The sequence below is a fragment of the Robertmurraya sp. FSL R5-0851 genome (genome assembly GCF_038002965.1).
Classification (GTDB): Bacteria; Bacillota; Bacilli; order Bacillales; family Cytobacillaceae; genus Robertmurraya_A; species Robertmurraya_A beringensis.
The window spans coordinates 142,322-163,593 of the sequence record NZ_JBBOOE010000002.1 but is presented as its reverse complement, the minus strand read 5'-3'; the positions used below and the strand labels follow the sequence as shown (position 1 = coordinate 163,593).

General features: G+C 32.5%; 22 protein-coding genes and 1 pseudogene. 8 read left to right on the top strand and 15 right to left on the bottom strand.

Annotation, left to right across the window (positions count from 1 at the left end; translation table 11 throughout):
- Window positions 1-3 precede the first annotated feature (3 nt).
- Entirely contained in the window at window positions 4-432 is a 429-nt protein-coding gene (locus MKX65_RS25070; protein WP_340906622.1) for a GIY-YIG nuclease family protein, read from the top strand.
- A 687-nt stretch (window positions 433-1,119) separates the two neighbouring features.
- Here MKX65_RS25070 and MKX65_RS25065 read toward each other — a convergent pair.
- From MKX65_RS25065 to MKX65_RS25045, 5 genes are all read right to left on the bottom strand, one after another.
- On the bottom strand, window positions 1,120-1,359 hold the full coding sequence (locus MKX65_RS25065) for a hypothetical protein (RefSeq protein ID WP_340906620.1): 240 nt from the start codon (window positions 1,357-1,359) through the stop codon (window positions 1,120-1,122).
- 41 nt (window positions 1,360-1,400) lie between these two features.
- Window positions 1,401-2,567 carry a hypothetical protein gene (locus tag MKX65_RS25060; RefSeq protein WP_340906618.1) on the bottom strand — a complete coding sequence of 389 codons (1,167 nt, stop codon included), beginning with the start codon at window positions 2,565-2,567 and terminating at the stop codon, window positions 1,401-1,403.
- A gap of 63 nt (window positions 2,568-2,630) precedes the next feature.
- The gene (locus MKX65_RS25055; RefSeq protein ID WP_340906615.1) at window positions 2,631-2,807 is read right to left on the bottom strand and encodes a hypothetical protein; all 177 of its coding nucleotides are present in this window, start codon (window positions 2,805-2,807) and stop codon (window positions 2,631-2,633) included.
- A 16-nt stretch (window positions 2,808-2,823) separates the two neighbouring features.
- A complete protein-coding gene (locus tag MKX65_RS25050; protein ID WP_340906614.1) occupies window positions 2,824-3,540 on the bottom strand; it encodes an XF1762 family protein in 717 nt (238 codons plus the stop codon).
- Window positions 3,541-3,561: 21 nt separating this feature from the next.
- Window positions 3,562-4,191 (bottom strand): DNA cytosine methyltransferase, encoded by a 630-nt coding sequence (locus tag MKX65_RS25045; RefSeq protein ID WP_340906613.1) that lies wholly within the window; start codon window positions 4,189-4,191, stop codon window positions 3,562-3,564.
- Window positions 4,192-4,354: 163 nt separating this feature from the next.
- Here MKX65_RS25045 and MKX65_RS25040 point away from each other — a divergent pair, with 163 nt between their 5' ends.
- From MKX65_RS25040 to MKX65_RS25025, 4 genes are read left to right on the top strand one after another with little or no spacing between them, the layout of a single operon-like run.
- A complete protein-coding gene (locus MKX65_RS25040; protein WP_340906612.1) occupies window positions 4,355-5,686 on the top strand; it encodes a hypothetical protein in 1,332 nt (443 codons plus the stop codon).
- The gene (locus tag MKX65_RS25035) at window positions 5,673-8,417 is read left to right on the top strand and encodes a hypothetical protein (RefSeq protein WP_340906611.1); all 2,745 of its coding nucleotides are present in this window, start codon (window positions 5,673-5,675) and stop codon (window positions 8,415-8,417) included. Before MKX65_RS25040 ends, MKX65_RS25035 begins: the two co-directional genes overlap by 14 nt.
- Complete coding sequence (locus MKX65_RS25030) at window positions 8,410-10,149, top strand: hypothetical protein (RefSeq protein ID WP_340906610.1); 1,740 nt, start codon at window positions 8,410-8,412, stop codon at window positions 10,147-10,149. Before MKX65_RS25035 ends, MKX65_RS25030 begins: the two co-directional genes overlap by 8 nt.
- A 13-nt stretch (window positions 10,150-10,162) precedes the next feature.
- Entirely contained in the window at window positions 10,163-10,912 is a 750-nt protein-coding gene (locus MKX65_RS25025; protein WP_340906609.1) for a hypothetical protein, read from the top strand.
- 123 nt (window positions 10,913-11,035) lie between these two features.
- Here MKX65_RS25025 and MKX65_RS25020 read toward each other — a convergent pair whose 3' ends face one another.
- The 7 genes from MKX65_RS25020 to MKX65_RS24990 form a co-directional block, all read right to left on the bottom strand.
- The gene (locus MKX65_RS25020; RefSeq protein ID WP_340906608.1) at window positions 11,036-11,401 is read right to left on the bottom strand and encodes an ArsR/SmtB family transcription factor; all 366 of its coding nucleotides are present in this window, start codon (window positions 11,399-11,401) and stop codon (window positions 11,036-11,038) included.
- A 221-nt stretch (window positions 11,402-11,622) separates the two neighbouring features.
- Entirely contained in the window at window positions 11,623-12,888 is a 1,266-nt protein-coding gene (locus MKX65_RS25015; protein WP_340906607.1) for an FtsW/RodA/SpoVE family cell cycle protein, read from the bottom strand.
- A gap of 5 nt (window positions 12,889-12,893) precedes the next feature.
- Entirely contained in the window at window positions 12,894-13,304 is a 411-nt protein-coding gene (locus MKX65_RS25010) for a PadR family transcriptional regulator (protein WP_340906606.1), read from the bottom strand.
- Between the two features lie 2 nt (window positions 13,305-13,306).
- Window positions 13,307-13,777 carry a sigma-70 family RNA polymerase sigma factor gene (locus MKX65_RS25005; RefSeq protein ID WP_340906946.1) on the bottom strand — a complete coding sequence of 157 codons (471 nt, stop codon included), beginning with the start codon at window positions 13,775-13,777 and terminating at the stop codon, window positions 13,307-13,309.
- Between the two features lie 628 nt (window positions 13,778-14,405).
- Window positions 14,406-14,762, bottom strand: coding sequence for a GntR family transcriptional regulator (locus MKX65_RS25000; protein ID WP_340906605.1), 357 nt, complete (start codon window positions 14,760-14,762; stop codon window positions 14,406-14,408).
- Between the two features lie 284 nt (window positions 14,763-15,046).
- The gene (locus tag MKX65_RS24995) at window positions 15,047-15,661 is read right to left on the bottom strand and encodes a VanZ family protein (RefSeq protein WP_340906604.1); all 615 of its coding nucleotides are present in this window, start codon (window positions 15,659-15,661) and stop codon (window positions 15,047-15,049) included.
- Window positions 15,662-15,742: 81 nt separating this feature from the next.
- Window positions 15,743-16,147: a hypothetical protein gene (locus tag MKX65_RS24990; RefSeq protein WP_340906603.1), complete on the bottom strand. Its 405-nt coding sequence runs from the start codon at window positions 16,145-16,147 to the stop codon at window positions 15,743-15,745.
- Window positions 16,148-16,432: 285 nt separating this feature from the next.
- On the opposite strand from MKX65_RS24990, the gene resA reads away from it, so the two are divergent.
- Window positions 16,433-16,957 carry a thiol-disulfide oxidoreductase ResA gene (gene resA / locus MKX65_RS24985; RefSeq protein WP_340906602.1) on the top strand — a complete coding sequence of 175 codons (525 nt, stop codon included), beginning with the start codon at window positions 16,433-16,435 and terminating at the stop codon, window positions 16,955-16,957.
- 84 nt (window positions 16,958-17,041) lie between these two features.
- Here the strand turns inward: resA and MKX65_RS24980 are convergent.
- Window positions 17,042-17,163 (bottom strand): annotated as a pseudogene (locus MKX65_RS24980) (IS3 family transposase); the annotation flags it as partial.
- Between the two features lie 399 nt (window positions 17,164-17,562).
- Between MKX65_RS24980 and MKX65_RS24975 the strand changes: the two are divergent.
- Together MKX65_RS24975 and MKX65_RS24970 are read left to right on the top strand one after the other, a co-directional pair.
- The gene (locus tag MKX65_RS24975; protein ID WP_340906601.1) at window positions 17,563-18,006 is read left to right on the top strand and encodes a Panacea domain-containing protein; all 444 of its coding nucleotides are present in this window, start codon (window positions 17,563-17,565) and stop codon (window positions 18,004-18,006) included.
- A 68-nt stretch (window positions 18,007-18,074) separates the two neighbouring features.
- A complete protein-coding gene (locus tag MKX65_RS24970; RefSeq protein WP_340906600.1) occupies window positions 18,075-19,937 on the top strand; it encodes a hypothetical protein in 1,863 nt (620 codons plus the stop codon).
- Window positions 19,938-20,199: 262 nt separating this feature from the next.
- Here MKX65_RS24970 and MKX65_RS24965 read toward each other — a convergent pair whose 3' ends face one another.
- Together MKX65_RS24965 and MKX65_RS24960 are read right to left on the bottom strand one after the other, a co-directional pair.
- Window positions 20,200-20,418 carry an HNH endonuclease gene (locus MKX65_RS24965; RefSeq protein WP_340906945.1) on the bottom strand — a complete coding sequence of 73 codons (219 nt, stop codon included), beginning with the start codon at window positions 20,416-20,418 and terminating at the stop codon, window positions 20,200-20,202.
- A 61-nt stretch (window positions 20,419-20,479) separates the two neighbouring features.
- A complete protein-coding gene (locus tag MKX65_RS24960) occupies window positions 20,480-21,088 on the bottom strand; it encodes a hypothetical protein (protein WP_340906599.1) in 609 nt (202 codons plus the stop codon).
- Between the last annotated feature and the right edge of the window lie 184 nt (window positions 21,089-21,272).

Sequence of the window (21,272 nt, the reverse complement as noted above, 5' to 3'; positions counted from 1 at the left end):
AACATGGAATCTATAACAATCAAATGGCATGGTCCCTACTCATTATTAAATCTTGGTTATAAAGATGTTGCTGGTAGCATTGGTATTTATGCCATCTACCGAACCTACGGAAACAAAGAAACTCTTTTGTATATTGGAAAAACAGAAAGAAGCTTCTCCCAACGATTAGCCGAACATTATAAAGATTGGCTTTATCAAGAAAAAGGTACGATTACCGTTAGATTAGGGATCGTAGAAATCCCATATGGAAGCAGGTTCTCTCCTAAGCGATTAAGAGACGTTGAATCCTTATTAATCACGTGGCATTCCCCGCTTTATAATACTAGTTCAGCGGTCTATTATAGAGGCAGATTTAATCTGGAAATTAATAATGTAGGAAGAAGAGGATTAATAGAAAAATTCGTTTCGACTGAAGATCTGGTTTGGGCTTAGAAAGAAAATCTATGGGGTATAAATAATAATTTTGATTTCCTAAAAGTATAAAAAAAATATATAAAATTTCTATAAATTTTTTTAACATATGCTATAATCAGAAATATAAAGTTTACTTATGTAAACTTTTTTATTAGTAACAGAAAAACCAAGGTGCTGAAACACCTCGGTCTTGATACAAACTGTTTCAATTGAATGATTGACTCGGACAGAAACAATTGTTCATTATACTATTCACTCTAATACTCTATGAAAAGGAAGTAGCCTAGCGTTCCCCAACGTATTATGGCTGCTTCTTTTCATATTAAAGATAAAAATAGTGCGATCATTACAGTAAAGATAACAGAAAAGATACTAACTATTAATGAACTGAACATACATATTAATGATAAAACTTCAAAAGTTTTTATATTAACCACCCCACTTTCTAGTAGGAGTAGTCAATCAATCTTTCGAAATAGTTTGATAGTCTTATTGTATTTCATAATTTTAGGCTTGTAAACTAGCCTAAAAGCTCTCCTAGCAAGGTTTTAGGAGTAGATAGCTCTAAAACGGCTCTATACTCTATTTCACGGCCAACGTTCCTGATTGAAAAAATTTTGCTTTTTTTTATACAATGATAAAGGTAACTTCATTCTACGAAAAACCCGTTGTAAACGATTTTAGTTTATAACGGGTTCTCTTACATTAAAATAAGCTTAATTGCTCCAGTTCAGGGGTTTTGATAACCTCTTCTACCTCCTGTTTGGTTTTTCTTATTTCCGTTCCAGGAGTATCCTCATTCTTCCCTTTTGATGCATAGTGAGGTGAATGTTTAATTTGATAACAGCGACAACGCTGTTTCATATTAGGATCCGTTGTAGCAAAGATACACTCCAACTTTCCATAATCGCATTTATTAAAAGCATGACAGCAGCTAAATTCCATTTTCTTTTCCTCCTACCATAATTGGCATATTTAATATTCCTTTATGCTATTTGAGCCATATCCAATAGGGATAGTTGACTCTCTTCAAGGTTTTCTAACCCCAATAAGAATTTAATGTTATGAGCAATAATCTCCATCGTAGACATCTCTACTGGGGCCTCTATCCGCTCTCCAGTCGGTAAGTATACCTTTCTATCAGACCACTTACGTGCGTTTAGATACGCAGTCGAATCAGCAGAGAAAATCCCAAAGTCTAATAGCATTTCATTTGCTATTCCTAGTCCATGAAAGCAAACGTTAGGATGACGTTTCGTAATCACCTTCAGTTTATCCCGAACAAAGTCTTTACGCGAGCTTAAGAATGGGACACAGCCACCTATAGCGACCATTTCAGGCTCTTTTTCTACGATTCGGTCTAATTCCTCCAACGTGTCCGTTATTTGCCACACAGGGTAAATATGAGCGTCGGTCAATTCTTTAAGTTTCTTATAGTTCTCCCTTGTCTTCTGTGGATTTCCGATACAATCTAATGGCATAAATCCTAGTATTCTCGGATTACTTTTATGCTTATTGATAAATTGAGCGTACCCTTCAAGGATCATCTCATCTAACAATTCCGACTCAAATAGAGCCGGCTGATAAACCTCGTTTTTCTCATCCTTTTTTGACTGGTTAAACAAGGAAAAAGCTCCACTGTCACAAATACAAAAAAGGTCGTTTTCGTCCAATTGACGTAAACAATTAGGTGACTCCAAGATACTTTTATAATTGAACAGAACGTACTTTCCACCCAAACTTTTTAGAAGAGAAAGAATGTCCGGAGACCGTTCTAAACCGCTAAACCAGTGTCTTGTTCCGATTAAAGATACTCGAAAGAGACCATGTTTTAACTTCAGCAACTTGCTTTTATCTCGAAAACAATGAACGATAATGGCAAACATGGCCGAAGTGAACTCGGAAAAGATCTTAAAATCTGAGCGAATCGCTGTTCTCTTAAAAAAGAAAAAAGTAATCGCTTTTCGAATACTAGTCCGTTCCAACTCGATGGGATTAGCCCCTTTTTCAGTTATCACGAATACATGTGTTTTGCCATACTCCACTAAACGGTTGATGTTTCCTTTAGCGGTACGATAAAACCCTTGTTTGTTCATTTCTCTTTGAAACTTTCTCTCTACCTGTCTCGCATTTACGGTATATTCTAGATACATTTTTATTTCCTCCCATAAAAAAGAGAAGAGCTTATAAACTCTTCTCTGATTCCTGTATTATGATTAGAACTTATCGCTTAAAAACGAATAAATTCGGATTAAACCAATGACAGCGAACACTAGTCCAGTAATAGCTCCAACTACTGAGCGAATTACTTTCACGACCACGATCAATGCTATCACTCCTAGAACTAACATCCATAAGGACGGTAGTTGGAGCAAGCTTGTCAATAAATCCATAACAGTTCCCCCTTAATTAACTAATTTTCTTAACCCATCTTTTCTTTGGTCCAGTAGGAGCTTTATCAGTTCTCTTTCTTGAACGACAATTCCAAGAACCACCCTCACTGATACCATCGAGGTAAAACCCACTAGCTTTAAGGGAGATACCTGTCTCTTCCTCCAATGTATACGAAATAATCCGCTTATACCCGAGCGCTTTTCCCGCTTGATAAACTGCGGATAGCAACTTCGACACACCATTTTTATAAATGCTGCTTTTCATACAACATCTAGTAATCTCTAAGGTTCGTGAATCATCTAGATAACGATTAACCGGATTTCCAGCTATGGCCACACCTACTAAGTCTTTCCCATCACTAAGACCAACACTAAAACGATGCCCCTGGGGAGCTTGATGATGACGATGATGGGTGTTTATAAACTCACAAGCCTGTTTAAAGCTAAGAGGCACTGTTTCTAACATTAAAGGCTTTGGTTCCTCCAATAGTAAGCGTTCGAGCGGAATATCCCTTTGATACCAATCTAGGAAAGTATGAATCTGTTCCATGACTAGTTCCTTTGCTATGTCCTTTGAAAGAGCACTATCCCAAATGATTTCATATCCATCGTCTAATAAATCACCTAATGCTCCATTTTTTAACTCTTCATCATTGGTAATTATGAATTTATTTGTTTCTACTTTATAGAAAATCCAATAAAAATTGGTTGATCTACCGCTAACATATAGCATAGTAATTCCTCCTGCCGTAGCCTAAATAATGAAGGCTAGCTGATTGTTTTGGTTTTGCTCCAATGGAATGGTCATTTGACGTTCCACTGATTGTTGAACCCTCTGCTTCATCAATGAATAAGCCACTTCTATCCCGATTGCCCGAACGACATTACCCGAAACTGATTGACCAAGTAGCGCAGCTCGTTGGTTTTCAGAAATGAATTCTGGAAACGAGAAACTGTCAGGTACATCTAAAAATCGAGCTAATTCATCCGAACGGAACAATCTCCATAAATCAGGATTCTCAGGATGTTTGAAATAACTAGAAGTTACATTGATTTTTGCGTAATTCGCAATGATACAAGATATCTTCTTGTCCTCCAAACCGACTAAAGTACGATTTTTGTGAGCGCTAAAATTGTTCTTTTTTCCATCCTTTGATAGCAAATGCTCCATGGTAGACCCTTTAATCGTTCTCCAATCCCCTTCTTCCCAATCCTTACCTAGCACTTGTCCGACCGTCAGTCGCTTATGCTCGGGCAGCTTAGGGATAGTAGGAAATTGAAAGTCCGTTTCCTCTCTGAAAGCCACTGCGTATCCACGTTTTCTGCTTGAAACAGAACCTAGTTCATACGCATCGATGGTGGTCACATTCCAATAAGGAAACAATGGTGCTAGCAATCCTTTTAAGTGTTCAAAGGAACGACTTTGAAAGTAGTTGTATAACTATATTTGGAGGTAATAATAAATTATTTACTATTTTGGTCGATAAACCTTTATATATCATTAATCCAAAATTATATCCATTAAATATTATATGGAGTTAATTCGAGTGGGGGGAAAAATGTTTAAGGGTCAAATGAAGTATAAATATACTGTCGTGGAATTTGCAACAATGGATTTTTTTGAAGGGGAGATTTTTAAAAAACAAGTAATTGGTATTGGGTTAAGAGATGAAAAAACTAATAAAATATATCCTTCACCCATAACAAACTACATAAAGGGTATGTATAGAAGGAAATCAGGTTCTTTAAGTAATCAAAGAAATGCAGCGTCTGAACTAACAAAGTTTCTAAACTTTATTATAAAACAAGTAGAAAAGGGACATAGAGATTTTCTTCCTTTGAATGAAAAAGGGTTGTTCGGACTAAAACTAATTCATGGTTCAAAATATATATCCCTCCTTTCTTTAAGGGCACGTGCAGGTAAGTTAGATTCTAATTACGTTTATAGAATGGAATATTATTTAATAAACTTTTTTCACTGGCTTAATACACAAGGAATAATAGACGAGCCTTTTAATATTTTAGAGGGTTCGCCATTTGATGACTTGGAACTTGGTACTATATACCCTCCCAAAGATGCGGGTATCTCAAGTAAGCTTGTAGACTTTGGGGATAATAGGTATGCATTGGCAGTAAGGTTTATAAACACTGCTGAAAAAATATCTCCTGATATTGCATTGGGTGTTGCTTTTCAATTCTTTGGGGGGTTAAGAGCTGGTGAAGTTGTGAACCTAACAAAGGATAGTTTAGAAAAACCAACTTATTGGAATGGCAACGATGATGGAATCAGGAGCTTTATTTTACGAATTAGAGATAACCAGGAACTTCTATTTGGTCACAAAAAGAATCATACACACGAGCAAGTAAAAAGACCTAGGAATCAATATTTACTAGTTAATGACGTATTGTCAAAAGTATATAGAAAACATAAGGTCCATTTGGATTCACTTACCAGAAAATGTGAAATAAAGAACGAAAAAGCTCTCTTTGTCTCATCGAGTAATGGACATCCTATATCTGGAAAGAGCTATTACGAAAAATTCAACAAAATAAAAAAAGAGTTTTTGAGGCAATTGAGTAAAGAAGAGCAAGTTGAGGATTATGAATATCTTACTAGTAAACACTGGTCAACCCATATATGTAGAGGTGTTTTTACTAATTTTTTGCTAGAAATTGGTGCAACCGTCCCAGAAGTTGCTGTTGCGAGGGGAGATAAAAATATACTTTCAGTACTTTCTTATGTTGAGGAACAGAATGCTATAAAACTTACTAATGAAGCGATTAATAAAATTCGTGAGGCGTATACAGATAAATTAGCAAAAATTGAAGAATCAAATATTGAAAAATGGAAAAAGGAAGTTAAGCATGGAGAAAATTAGCATTAAAGAAGCCATTTGTCTATTAGATAATAATGAAGAAGTTAATGGGGAAATAAACCAAATAGATAAAAAACTTTATCTCAATGGAAATGTTATTAGGAAACTTTACCCTGAATATTCAATGGATTATAAAACACTAAGAAGGTTAGCAGATGAAGGGAAAATTAAATCTAAATTTGTTAAGGAAATCCAGTTGTTTTCTGTCTACGACGTAGTCGAATATAAAGTGAATTTAAATTTATTTAGATCAGGTTTTATAACTATAAGACAATTCTTAAAGAAATTAGGAATACCAAAACCAGTAAGTAATAGCTATTATAATGAAAGATTTTTAGAATTACATAATAATGGAAATTTAAAAATGGTCTGCATTAACGAAGTAATCAAGGGTAACAACTACTATATTTTAAAATTGGACCTTGAAAAATTTTGTAATAATATGGTCTCTCTAGTTGAAGCAGCAGAAATAATGGGAAGTAACGTAAATGATTTTGCTTATATATGGCCAAAAATTGGTAAGCCAATTATAAAAATACAAAAAAACAATCAGCAATATCACTACATATATAAAAATGACTTTTATGAATATCGGGATAAAAAAATAGCCAAACATAATTCATATTCACGACAGGCTGCAAGTTTTAAGCTTAATATATCTCCGGCAAGTTTTGAGAAAGTGGTAAATGAATATAGTTTGACTCCAGTTTATGAAGAAATAGGAGAAAGAGAAAAGAAAGTATATTTTAGTCAACAAGACATCGAGTTTTTAAAAACTGAGCAAGATAAATTATGGGATTATTACTTAATTCACTATTATACGCGGGATGAAGCAAAAAAGTATTTAAATTTGACTGAAATAATTACAAGGTATGGTTTTACAACTGTTCCAATACCCCCTCTGCTAAGAACTAATAGAACAGAAAGGAAAATGAATAAGATCCACCATGTTTACCTTAAATCCGAAATAGAAGAATACAAATTTAAAAAAGTGAATTATGAGAAAAAACGTGACATTATAAACCGTATGGATGCAGATCCTTTTTTAATTTTTAAGATTGCGCTTAAAGAATTTAAATATATATTCCCCCCCTCTTCGAAAAATACTGAAAAATTCTGGCTTCAATTTGTTGGGAGGAAACTACAGAGGACAAATGCTAGTGATGATACGAAACGAGATTATATCAAAGAACTATTACGTGTGACAGAATTAATAATAAGTAATTCAATAGATAGAGATATACTGACACAATCCCATAAAGAGCTAAATTTAAGAATATTTAGGAATAAGGATATACCAGCCAATATTAAAAATCATTTTATTTCATTTATTCGTGCAATAAACAAAAATTTATCGAAAAAAGGCTTAAAGGGCTATGACTTAAATAAGTTAGATTTTAAACCTATTCCAAACGAAAATGGAAATGAAAAAAGTATATATCAAATTAGTGAATATATGGGTTTGTTGGATTACGTTGGGGATATATCTCTTCATAAGAACAAAGCAATAAGAGATGCAAAAAATGCGGGAAGTAGTAATTATGTTAATTACGCTTCATCTTGGCTTTATGTTCTATTACATATGAACAATGCATGGCGCCATAGAGATATAACTTTATTTCCACGAATTGATATAAGTAAAACTAGAGTTGATAGCTTAGAATGGTTTGAGGGAAATGAATTGACACTTGAAGAAGCTAAATCAATTATCAATCAAGTGAAATCTATTAACTTTATTCATTCAAAAACTCAAAAAAGAAGGTACTTTTTCTGCTCGGAAGAGTTGACCCTTGCGTTTGCATATGCTGCGATAATATGTGAACTACGATGTAAGAAAGCTAGTAGTAAGACCTTAATTGATTTTAACAGCGTAAAAAGAAAATTCACTAACACTCATAGAAAAGCATTTTTTAGTAGTTTTATTTCAACGTTTAGTTTTGGTTCCAGAAAAATGAATAGAACACTAATTAGTTATATATACAACGTTATCAAGAAAGTAACAAAAAGAAACCCTCTAGAAATCACAAAATTCATTCGAAGTCACTCAGATGAAGAAATAACCAATATTTATATCGACATACCACGAGAACATATTGATTTTCTTACAAATCAATTATTTGAAGTTGGTCATTTCGGATACTCTTATGAAATTTTAGGTGATTTATTATTGGGACAGCCTTCAACAGATAGAGTTGCCAGAACGAATCGATCTCTATTAATCAAAAATACATTTGGAGACTATGTCCAAATTGAGACGATTGCTGCTTTTTTTAATGCTCTACTACGGGAAAGGGATCTAGTTAAAAAGGTACTAAATAACCATCCGGATTTAACTGACCTCTTAAATTGTATTAATCTTGGGCAACAACCTGCTAAGCAATATGGTTATCAATGTGTATTTCAGAGGTGCCAATTTCCAGAAAAAGAATGTGGTGACTGCCCTTTCGTAATCCCCCATATTTATGCTTTATCAGATATTGGACAAACAATTGTTGATAGACTAAATGATTTCTCTGCAAAATTTTATTTAACAGATAAAGTCGGCGAAAAAACAAGACTAACTAATAGACTTTATCCACAGTTATTTTTATTAAAACAAGCAGTTGAAAAATTCGGTGAGGATACTGTTACACAATTTATCCCAGGAGGGTTACCGGCCTTAAAAGAGGAGTTAAAAAAGTTGCCTAGCGCATTAGAATATTTAACTATAAGATCAGGAGAAAAAAATGAGTAAGCATGGTAGTTTTACGTCAGCAGAAGATGCATTAATTATTGAAGAATTTAATGATTATAAATTTGATTTAGAATCAAGTATGGAGTTAGCTAAAGAAATATTACTGAAAGAACATCAACTTGGTACCCTTCTTGAAGGGGAATTTGAGAAAGACATATGGGTATTCGCGAATAACATTTCAGACACGACGGTCACATTTGACTTCAATAAAATCTATTTTTCTTCTCTTAGGGAGAAAATTAGTAAATTTGAATTGATCAACATTATAAAGTGTTGGATTACCTCTTTACTGTCGAGAATTGGTCCACAGTCAGTTCAAAATTACTACCACTCATTTCTTAAGTTTTGTAACTTAACAGACTGGTTTAACTCATCCTTATTGAAGGAGACCAAAAGGTATTTTGAATATAAAATATCGAATCGACAATGTTGGGATATTACTATAGCTGTTCTAAACTTTCTTGATTACTTTGAAGATTTAGAGTCTGGAGACTTTCTTAAGTTACTATTAAAAGCGAAATCTAATTTAAAGACAGAAACTTTCAGTAATACAAGATCATTACCTCCATCCAAAGAGGTTATATTATTTTCATGGATTCTAGAGGATTTTTTCAATAAAACCTCTTTCCAAAGTGATGAATACTATAGATATTTCCCCATTTTCCTTTGGTGGAACTTGACAAATTTAATCCCAATAAGACCTTCAGAGTTCTGTAAGATGGACCGGAATTGTTTGTTTTCACAGGAGGATAAATACTATGTTAAATTACCTAGAATTAAGCAAAAAAATAACGTTGGAAGAATTCAAATTATTGATACTATTTTAATACCAAAGGAATTATTTGAAATAATGAACGAGTACAAAAATAGTACTAGTGAATTTGGGTTTTCCGAAACATTTATTTCATATATGTCAACTACACCTAAACAGTTCAAAAAGGTGAATGCTGAAAAGTTTAATTTAGGTGTTTTTGAGTACATATTATTAGATTTTTATACCTATATAGTAGCCGAGAGATACGGTTATTCTGTAAAGTTCCCCACTTCTTGGGATAAGGCTAGAATTCAACATATGGAGGAAAAACCCGTTAATTATGATGTAACCCAACCCTTGAAACCAGGAGATACTAGACACTTTGCTTTTTTAAACTTAATGAGACAGGGTTATCACCCTGTCGAAATTGCAAGATTAGGGGGACATACAAAATTACAATCACAATATCATTATCATCAACATCAAGAATACTGGGTAGATACGGAAATTTTGCAGCTGATGCAAAAGTTTAAGATAAATATTAAGAATGATTCACATGGAAAAGTTAATGCATATTCATTACACCTTGAATTTGGCGATTACATTAAGGAGCATCATATTTTTCGTCCTCCTAGTACAACTTTTAAACGAGATTTAGAGATTGGTTACTGTACTGACCCTGAGCAATATTGTCAAACAGACTGTTTTTCTTGTGACTACTGGAGAATAACAGATGAAGAATATTTTGATAAGGCCTCCATAATAAATGAGGAATTAGCCAAAAGGGACAATGAGGTTAAGAAACTTTCTAATGTATTATCTAATCTACATAAATTAGTAATTAAAAATGCTCATAGGGATGAAGAGTATGCAGAGTTCAATCCCCATATTAATAAAGATTTATTGCTTACAAAATATCAGCTTGACTCAGCCCTTTATAGGTCTATTAAGTTTAGGGGAAAAATAAGAAAAAGGTAAGATGGTGAAAACATTGGGAAAAACAAGTAGAAGTGCCGGTAGGCCTAAGGCATTGTATCCGCAGGAACAGTTGAATTTGGTACTACATCTCTATGACAAGAATAGGACATCCAAATCGATTATAAAATATATGGACGTATACCACTTTTCTAGAAATCTTTTTGAAACTGGTGATATAAGTTATGAGTTTACAGAGTATTTTTGGCGTAAAGGTGATGGAAGAGTAGCTATTGATAAGATGAATGCAGTTTACATGGAAACTGTATTCATTGGGTCTCAAGAAGACAATAAAATCCATGTAGTTAATACTAAAGATGCTGTAGAGCGATATTTTAAAGGAAAAGACAAAGATAAAGAGAAAATAATAGGATTGCTATCAATAAATGAAAATAGATTACAAAGATACATCAAAAATTATGAAAGTTTGAAGGAAAAAAACAGGAAGAATGAAATGCTCTTACAAGAGGAAAGAGAGAAAAATAATTTACTCAAACAAAAGGTAAATGACTATGAAAATATTTTATTTATGTGGTTAGAAGCGAGTATAAATGATGATGTACCTCTTGAGAATCTTATAACCACAGGGAAGAGCAGAAATCCTATTGTATCTTACTTGTTTGAGACAGCGTTTTCTCCTAATCCAATGGAGGGATATAGCAAATTCGAGGAGTTTAGGAGGACAAAAAAGGGGCGAAATAAAGATAATATAGTACCATTTACTGATAAAATACAAAAAAGTATTCTTGATGATATGGATTTCTAATATATGGTAGCACTGTGAAGGCTTGTGTTATATGTTATATAAATCATCCACGTCTAATAAGAAAGGCCAATTTTCTTCTATTAGCCGTAGGATGATTTATAAAATATTTAAGATTAGATGGCTCTACGTAAGTTTTTGCTGATTAAATATCCTCTGATGTTTAAACATTAATTTGATTCCCTTTTTAACTTCATTATCGTATAAGGAGTAAAGTTTAGCGTTTTTTTCAATTCTTGCCCTTACTAAGCCAAGATTTTCGAGAAATCGTAATTGGTATGAAGCTGCCGAAGAAGTCAGTCCTATTTTCACAGCGATATCTCCCACTGACAACTCATCCGAAATAGATAGGAAATATATAATATTAATTCTAGTGGGATCTGACAAAGCTTTAAACACCTGAGTAAGCGCTAAAATTGTGGGTTTTGATATATTATTATTTAAACTACCTTGGGATTCAATGTCACCAAAAGGTTTTTCGTCTTTGATCATGTGAAGTCCTCTTTTTATGTATTCTGATAAAGCGGGGTCTTTTGAGCTATTTTAATATATATTAGCTAATTAAACAAATGCCCCCTTTTCTTTAAGTGTAATAATTCACAAAGATAATACTTTGATAAATGTTTTCAATAACATCAACCCAAAAACGGCTATCGTTAATGACAGCCGTTAGATAAGAGTAAACAAATCCCCTCTTAAGTCTTATAAAGATATTAGATTTTTAAAGCTATATTTTTCCGACGATACACGCTTAAAACTATCCCAATTAGTAGAGAATTTAAAACAGTTGGTGTTAGACCGTAGCTAATAAACGGTAATGACATCGATATAATTGGCAATAAGCCAAGGATCATTCCCACATTATAAACAAATTGGATAGAAAGTAGTGAACATACTCCAAGGATTAGTTGTTTTCCGAATCGGTCCTTTATTTGTATAGAAAGGACGATCATTCTAAATAGAAGCAATGAAAGTAGGACGAGTAGAAACGCAGCTACTAGCCACCCATAAAAATAGGTGATATTTGCAAAGACCATATCAGTTGTTAAGTCGGGAATAGGATTCACAGCTTCCTGGTTTCCAAACCAGCCACCACTCTTTATAAAATCTTTTAACATTAAGTACATATAACCTGCGTCTTGTGCGTAATCCTCTGGATTTAGGAATGCTAGTAATCTAACCCATTGGTATTCTTCCGTAGTAAACCAAAGAAGAACTACAAAGGTAAGAAAAAGACCAAAAGAAACGCCAATAGTTGTAAATTTGGCTTTTTTACTGATTGAACAAGAAAGAAATAAAGTTAACACCATTATGGAATAAATAAAAACATCAGTAAGGCTTGGTAATCGCATAAATAAGAACACGGAAAGCAAAAACACAATAAACACTACAAGCAGTTTTGGTTTTTCCTTCGACATATAGCAAGCCCAGAACACTAGAAGTAATGGCAATACTACCCTCACACTAATGATAAATCCAGCTATTTCAAGATAACCAACTCCGTTTATCCTAAAACTTGGGAAATAGTTAAAAGCAAGCAGTAACCCAAATGCTACTATAAGAGATAGCCAACCCAATTTCTTTATTTTTCTATAATCTATTAACATCACAGTTACTGTAACTATAATCCCCATAGCAATAAACATCAGCTGTCTAATCATAAGATTTTGAGAATGTACATCTTGTACATTTATTATAGGCAGTATACCCATTGATATAATGATGAGAAAAAGCCCAAATAGTTTCCAGTCAAAAACAGGACGATACAGTTTATTAAAGTGAGTACCAAGTTCTGCTGGGCTCCCCATTTGCTTTATAGCTTTTTCTTCAGCTTCGTTTTCGTTTGCACCCTTAGATACTAGTTCTGACTTAGACATTTTCAAATGATAACTTAACTCTTTGTAGACAACTTCCTTCGCTTCTTTTGATTTTATATATTGCATAACTTCGGTTAAGAAATGTTCCTTATGATTAGTCATATTAATTACCTCTCCAATATTTCTTTTAGAAAGTAAGCTTTACTATAACCTTCGTATTCAAGATATTTTAAGAACTTTAACCCTTTGGTACTAAGCTGATAGTACTTAACATCAGGTTCATCCCAGTATGTGTGAAGGTAACCTTTATGTTCGAATTTATGTAAGGACATATAGAGGAAGCCCTCTTCGTTCTCAAACTTTTCAATTCCTCTTGCACGTAGCAATCTACTTAATTCAAAGCCCGTACGTTTCTCCTTAAGTAACTGAAAAATGGCTAATAATACATCGTCTTCTGAAGGGGTAGATAACTGGCTAATTTTTCGTTTAATTTTATTTTTGTGTTCCTCCGTAAAAGCAAGTTCTTGTAAAACCGTTGTTTTCATAGCCTTTTTAAAGTTCTTTAAACGATCTTCCATATTTATACCTCCAAGCTTTCTTTTAAGATTTCTTTTGCTCGTTTTAGCCTGGTCTTAATCGTATTCTGATTCACACTTGTTAGGTGAGAGATTGCCTTAATCGGTAATTCCTCAAAATAGTATAAATATACAACTTCCCTGTATGTATCTGGCAAACTCATTACGGTTCTAACTAATTCTGCGTCTTCATATCTCTGGATAACTTGGTTTTCCACTTCTTTCTCCTGGCTAGGGATATCCCTTACTTGTTCCTCAGAAACGATGATATGTTTATGATGCCAGCTCCTTAGATAGTCCTTACAATGATTAATTGCAATTCTCCAAATCCAAGCTTTTATTGAAGATTTTTTTTGATATTGTTCTAATTTTTGATAGCATTTAACAAATATCTCTTGAGTAAGGTCTTCAGCTAACTCCCTCTTACCTACGTATGAATAAGTAAGGTACAATAGCGATTGACCATACTGGTCCATTAGCTGTTCAATTAGTTTCTCCCTGTCATTTACTATAAGCTCTTTAATGATACTATCTTCCAAGGCACTCTGCTCCCTTCCACCAATTAGACGATTCTAAAACAGAGAAAGTTTTTGTGATATGATAAAAATTGTTTTTTCATTAAAAAAAGAGCCAGGATATTCCTAAGCTCTTAACCCCCGAATTGTTATTCAATAATACTGCAACTATTGTTAAATAATGTTGCTCTAAATTTATGTAAAAAAGGACCTTGATCTTAGTGGATCAAAGCCCGTTATTCCTAAAATTTATATTCTTTCCTTTTAATATAACTGAGAAGATCATTAATAAAATAAAGCCAACCAACGACATTATATTAGTAACTATGACTAAAAGCCCTCCAAATATATTTCCACATAACCATTTTCAAATATTCCAAGCTTGAAAGAAGGCTTCATTAAAGAGATGATGATAAGTCTGTAGCAAAGAAGTGATGAAGCGAAAAGTGAGGCAGGATAGCTAAGTATCAAAAACGAGAAAGAAAGAGCTTTTGAAGGCTCTTATCCAGAATTAGGGGGCCAAATCACTATAGATTTCCTTAGGTTTTGCAAACATATACATCCCTTTACTCTTTTAGGTGGTTTGTTACTAATATTTCCCTTTTAGAATGGTAACTATTTCACTGAATGAAACATTAATATCTTTTACGTCTTCTAAGAATACATCTAAATATTTCCTAATTAAATCTATACGTATTTTTTTAATTACCAATAAATCGTCCTGTATAGTGCTATTTCTATTTGGGTGATTAACAATTATACTTTCTCTTTCCAACTCAGTAAAAGCTCTTTGTACCGTGTTAATATTTACCCCTAGTAGAGTAGCAATTTCCCTTCTTGAGGGCAAAATTTGCCCTGGAAGTAGTGTTCCATTTATTATTTGGATCTTGAAATACAGAACAATTTGTAAATATATAGGATTGTTTCCGTTAAATTTAATCTTCAAGTTCTTTTACACCACTAGTATCTGCCTAATAAAAGTTAACTGTCATTATAGCAAGGGTCGGGTCCATATACGATCATCTACTATTGTATGAATATGATCGAACATTTTAAGCAAAAACAATACAGAGAACCTATAGATAAAAATGAATTAAGGTAAATAAAGAGGTCTAAATCCGGGACTTACCGGATTTAGACCTTACATACTGCCTAAAGAAATAACTGTTTAATCTTAAGGGATATTAAAAAAGAGAATTCGTTGATTTTATTTTCCTCTACACTGATTACTTAGTTTAAGTTAACCTTTTTAACATTACTTGAAATCATATCATCAATTTTTTGAAATCCTAAATATTTTGAAATAAGAAAACCTAAAATAGCACCACTAGTATTTAGAATGATATCGTCGATATCTGTTATACGATAATTAAAGTCAATAAACATAGATATTATGAGTTGAAAAATTTCTATTGCTAAGGATAAGATAAAACCAAATATAAGGACATTTTTAAATTTATTTTTAAATAATAGGGGCACGTATATCCCAATTGGAATAAACAACAAAACATTCCCCCCTAATTGACGTACTATCTGATAGGTGTTTGAGGATATTTCTTGAGTTACTATGGTGTCTAAAATAGAAGTAAATGGTAATATGTTGAATGTAATACTACTATCACTTTGGGTGCCTCTTAATACTGTTAAGTGTTCTGCTCCAATAGGCAATGGAAATAAGGTTAATCCAATGATTGCAAATATATACACAATAAATGACCCCAAAATCAGATCGATCAGGATGTTTACTTCTCTTTTTAAGATAAACTTTGCTATTAATTTGTAAGTAATATAAGTAATCCCAATTAATATTCCTATTGCATATGGTATTGAGGAAGATAAAAGCATAATTATTTCTCCTTTATTACTGTGCTAGTTTTATATCCTCCTAGATAAAGATAGTGTCTAATCTAGGAGGATATAAAATTATTAGTAGTTAAACATTCCAACTGTTCCTTTTACATAAACTTTATCATCATTTTTCCAAAACGTAAAATAATAATTTCCTTTTCCGACACTAGACCATTTAGATGTTGAATCAGCAGTTCTAGAGTGGGTTACAGTTCCAATATGGTCATCAGCCCATGTGTTATCTCTATATAAAGCTATATAAAAAATACTGCTTGTTCCATATGCAGATTGTCCGTCAGCAGTTTTACCATATGTAGTGATACCAAGGTTTGAACCATCATAAGAACGAGTGGCACCTTTAAAACCACTTGATGTTAGAATAGAGAAAGTGGAAACATATGAAGAAGCCATTGCTAAACTCGGTAATAGTAATACAAAACAAAAAGCAGAAATGGATAATATTCTATTAATCTTTTTTTTCATTGTACACCTCATTAGAAAGTTTTTAAATAGAGTTGATAATAATAGTTTAATATTTAATTACAGTTAATCTATTTTTTACCAAGGTAAAATTATACATTAGCGCTAATGAAACTAACTATATCAATTAATAACTCTATTTGTAAATACCATATGTTCAAAAATATGTCGAAAATGTATAAAATATGTAATTTTATATATATATTCCTATCAATGGATATAATTGTTTACCTTTCCAAATTTGTTTATTAATATTGGAATGATAATATATAACAGGAGGATCTAACTGTGGAGAAGAAAAAACGGTATTGGTTTCGAGTTTTTATCCTTGCTTTATTGTTTCTTTCAGTTGTGTTTGTGCTCTATATGAATATCACAAAAGAAGATATGGTAAAAGTAAAAATTAATGAAAGTGCTCCTAATTTTTCTCTTAAAAATTTATCAGGGTCAGAACATAACTTAGAAGAATTAAAAGGAAAGGTAGTATTGTTGAATTTTTGGGGTTCATGGTGTAAGCCCTGTAAAAACGAAATGCCTGCAATACAAAATGTATATGATAAATATAAGAATAATGGCTTTGAAGTATTAGCAATTAACATAGAAGAGTCCGAATTTGTAGTAAGAAATTATTTTGAACAAAATAATCTACATTTACCAGTACTGTTGGATAAACAAAGTGAAGTCACAAATTTATTTAATGTTGATTTGCTCCCAGCAAGCTTTATTATTAATAGGGAAGGAAAAGTTGTACAAATACATGAAGGAGAAATACAGGAGGGACAGTTAGAATCCTGGGTTAAATCGAATTTATAGAATTTTTGTATAATGTAGTAATATTGATAAAGTTAATCAAGGGCCGCTGTTAGCCAGATTTTTTAAGTGTACCCGTTGTAAAGGTCATTCCACATGGAGAAGATGATTTCTGTATTCAACAGGGGTCATCTTCTTTAAATTCCATTGATATCTAGATTGTTATAGTAGGTCATATAACTTCTAATTTCCTTTTTAAGTTCTTCTATTGAATTAAACGGTTTTATAAATGCTTAAAGTAATGTAAGAGAATATTATTAGTAAGCGATACCTACACGTGATTTTATATAATTGTTACTTATAATCTGCTTATATGTAAAATCTGCTGTATCCGATACGTATATTCTATCTCCACCCACCGGCAAAAAATCTTTAAAGAAGTTGCTCAACAAACTGGACCGTTTGTTGAATTCTAGTTAACAGCACTCTTAAACTCCCTCAGTTTGATACGAATATCTCTCGAATGCTCACTTATTCGCAGGAATGGTGCCAAAAAACATTGTTGAAAATAACATAGCCATTAATTTTAAAGAAATAAGTTGTTTTTTACCGTAAACGAGTGACATTTTTACAGATTTAGTCTAAAATTTAAGTAAGGAGGTGGTTATATGCCAACAGCTAAAGATGTTGCAAATTATTTTATTAGTTTAAGTGTTCCAAGCACACCTTTGGCGATTACTCCATTAAAGTTGCAGAAGCTAGTATATTATGCTCAGGGTTGGTATATGGCTTTTAAGGGAGAACCTCTATTTCATGAAGATATTAAAGCTTGGGATCATGGTCCTGTAGTACCGGAACTTTACTTTGATTATAGACATTTAGGTTATCTTACAATCCATCATAAACCGTTTGAAAATAAGGTGAATGGAAAACGCATCTTTACTAAACCGCAGTTGGATATCCTTGATGCAGTATGGGAAGCATACGGAGAATATGATGGGAAATACCTTGAGGAGTTAACACATCAAGAGGATCCATGGCTATATACCGATAAAAATGATACTATTATTAAAAATAAAATTAGGAAATATTTTCAAACCCAAATTAATTAAATGGTGTAGATAAATTTAAAGAGACGAACACTAGTCGTCTCTTTTTGTATGTGATAAGGAGATTTTCTATGGACAAAAAAATTATCTACGAAGATTTTAAAAAATATATAAATCGTCTCTATAAAAGTTTCTTAGCAAAATGGAGATTTACGTTAACTATGGGAATATGGCTAGTGGACAGAATAGTTTCTTTCTTCGCCTTATTTCCAATGCTAGGTTTTTTATTTTTAGTTATTGCTTTTTTAATTTTTTATTTTGTTCTAGCTCCCCCTGTGGATAAACCAGTTTCTCCGGAATTAAGAAATGCTATTTATTATTTTTTTGATAGTATTGGTTTTAATCATTTTGGAGATATAACAGTTAGGGATATTATCTCTAGGACTACAAGCTCCTTGGGATTTTGTTTATCAATAATTTCTGCAATTTATGTGTTCACCCATAGGGAACAAAAGAGTGTAGCTCCTTCTGCTTCCATTAATTCTAGAAAGAACCGTTTTGTAGTTGTTGTTCTAAGTATCTTTTTATTTACTATGTTTACAGGATATACCCTTGTAGAAAATTATAATGCTTCGATATTACAACCTGATTCTTTGCATATTTCAAAAATCCTTTTTTCAAAAATATTGTTATGGGCCATCGGTATTGGTTGGTCTATAGGTAATTTTATCGATTTAATTAAGTCGTTATTTGAATCAATGAGTATAGACAAAATGCTTAGGAATTCCATAAGAGATACTAATAGTGAAATAAGATTAATCACACGTACCTATAGGCATAAGTACTTTAATAAATTTATAGATAATCGATATAGAAAACTCCATTATAATATAGAAAGTGTATTCCAGAATTTGAAATATGCCGCTGATAATAATATGAATAAAGAATTTGAAGAAAGTGTTTATAGACTTGCTAATGTAATTAATCGCTTAAAAAGTGAAAATAAAAAATATAATATTGATAATTTAGCTACTTATTTACTTGAACAAGATAAGAAAAGTTTTATAGATTTATATAATTCTTTGTTAAGAAACACTTTATCGCTCATTAATCACCTTTATAAAAATCAACACTACAGAAAAGGGAGAAGCCTGGTTTCTCTTTATTTTTCTATCTATGTAAATGGAGAGGGTAGACTTAAGCAAAATTTCTCCTTAAGTTTAAAAGAATTTTTAGACTCCCTTGACATTAATAATGAGAGACAGTTAAGAGCTTTCTTAGATGAGTTAGGAATTCTATCGGAAGAGCAAACCTTTATTACTTATAAAAGTCTTATCATGAAGTTAATTATCCAAAATAATGTAAAAATGTTAACAAATATAGTTTATGATTTTAAAGAAAATATTATACAAAAGCAGCAAGAAACTAAAGACATAAAAATAAAGGCATTGGCTCAAAGGAAGGCAGTTGAGTTGGAAGGTTCACTAATTGTTATCCTAATGCAGTGTTTAGTTAAGGGTATTGAAATATCTCATTATTCAGCCACTGGATTCTTAATAAAATATTTAGTTACAAATTTTAAAGGTACACAACTAAAAAAAGGTTTTTCAGTGTTGCAAAGAAATCGGGATTTATTTACGAAAGTTCTAGAGCAAGATAAAAGTTTGGATAATATGAGTGAAGGGCATAAAGATTTTGAGTTAATTACCATTAATAAAGAAACTTTTGATTACTGCTGTAAGAAACTATGTATTTTGTTATATGGTCAGCAAATATATGCAGATAATAATAATTTGTGGTTCGTTAGTGACAATGTACACCATCAAGATAAAATTGACTTAGCAAAAGAGTTTTATGACTGTACTTTTTCTGCTTATATGATTAAAAAAATTGAATCTTCATCTTACGGTTTGCTATTCCTTAAGGACAAGGAAGTAATGCAGGACATTTATTATAATTTAGGTGTTCCATGGAATGATAAGGTTTTAAGTTAAACCATGATACAAGCACGCTTAGGTAGAAACTAGGCGTGATTCTATTTTATACGTCTTTGAATTCCACATCTTATGGATTTTATTTATAATAATCCAAACCATACCTCACGCTACCATACCTTACTCTGCCTTGCCGGAACGTATCGTACCAGACTCTACCGGAGAAAATAAAACCATACTGTACCTCACCAAGCTACTTTGACCTATCTCTTCAGCAATAGGCTGGTCATTTCCTATTGAACAGGTTCCTGTTTCGATTAAATTATTTCCATAGATGATTTCTCCAGTTAACGGGAATTACCCCATCTTTTAAAGCTTTATAGATCATACCTCTGTGTCTGTAGTCCACTCTTAAGACATGACAACGCCTACATAGTGTTCTTAGGTTTTTAAACTTATTGGAACCTCGTAAACCACTTACTATATGATCAATATGGCAATCTTTGATTCCAACCGGTATCCTACATTTTTTACAACACATATCGTCTCTTTTCCAAACAATATATCTTAATTTAGACCAAGTAGAACTTGGGGTTCTTTTTTTAGGCATGTTCGATTCTTGGATCCTGGTAATCCAGCACACTAAAGCTCATTACCTCAAATCGTCCAAAACCAATTTTTCTACCATCTCCTAATCCAGCAAAATTACCAGCCTCGATACAAACTGAATGTATTAAATCTGGATTTATTAGGCTGCCATCCCAAGAAACTAAGAATTCTGTTTCCCATCCTTTATTAGTTGCTAACCTATAACGAATGTTTTTAACTCCTCTTCTTGTTACAGGTCGAACATCGATGTATGTTTCTGCATCACCGTCAGTAGATATATCTTCTATGTTACTGGGAATATATCGGTTTAGTAATATTTTTTCAGATAGTACTTGTAAAGTAGCGGCAACATCACTTTCTATAGTTCCCCTAGATTTAGGGATGAATTTACCACCAGCTCGAAGACATGAAAAAATATAACTAGGGTCCAAGTAAAGTTGGCCCTCATCAGTAATGCTAAAGGAATTTTTCCATTCCTCGGGATTATTACCAGGTACCCCACTTCTTGAAGTTCTTTTTAGTGGGATACTATCAACCGTAAACTTATTAAATAATAATGGTCTCACTCCTCTAATAGTCACTTTCGCAGTTAAGATTGTCACTAAAACCACCTCCAATAATACTTATAAGTATTATTATCCGTATTTTATATAATGCATACCACTAGTGTTGCATAAATACTGACTGAATTTTCAGTTTTAAAGTTCTTCCCGTTTAGAGCCAAAAAAGTAAGTACCTAAGCAAAGGTGGCTCCATCCATTTGGAAAAATATTTACAATTAGACAG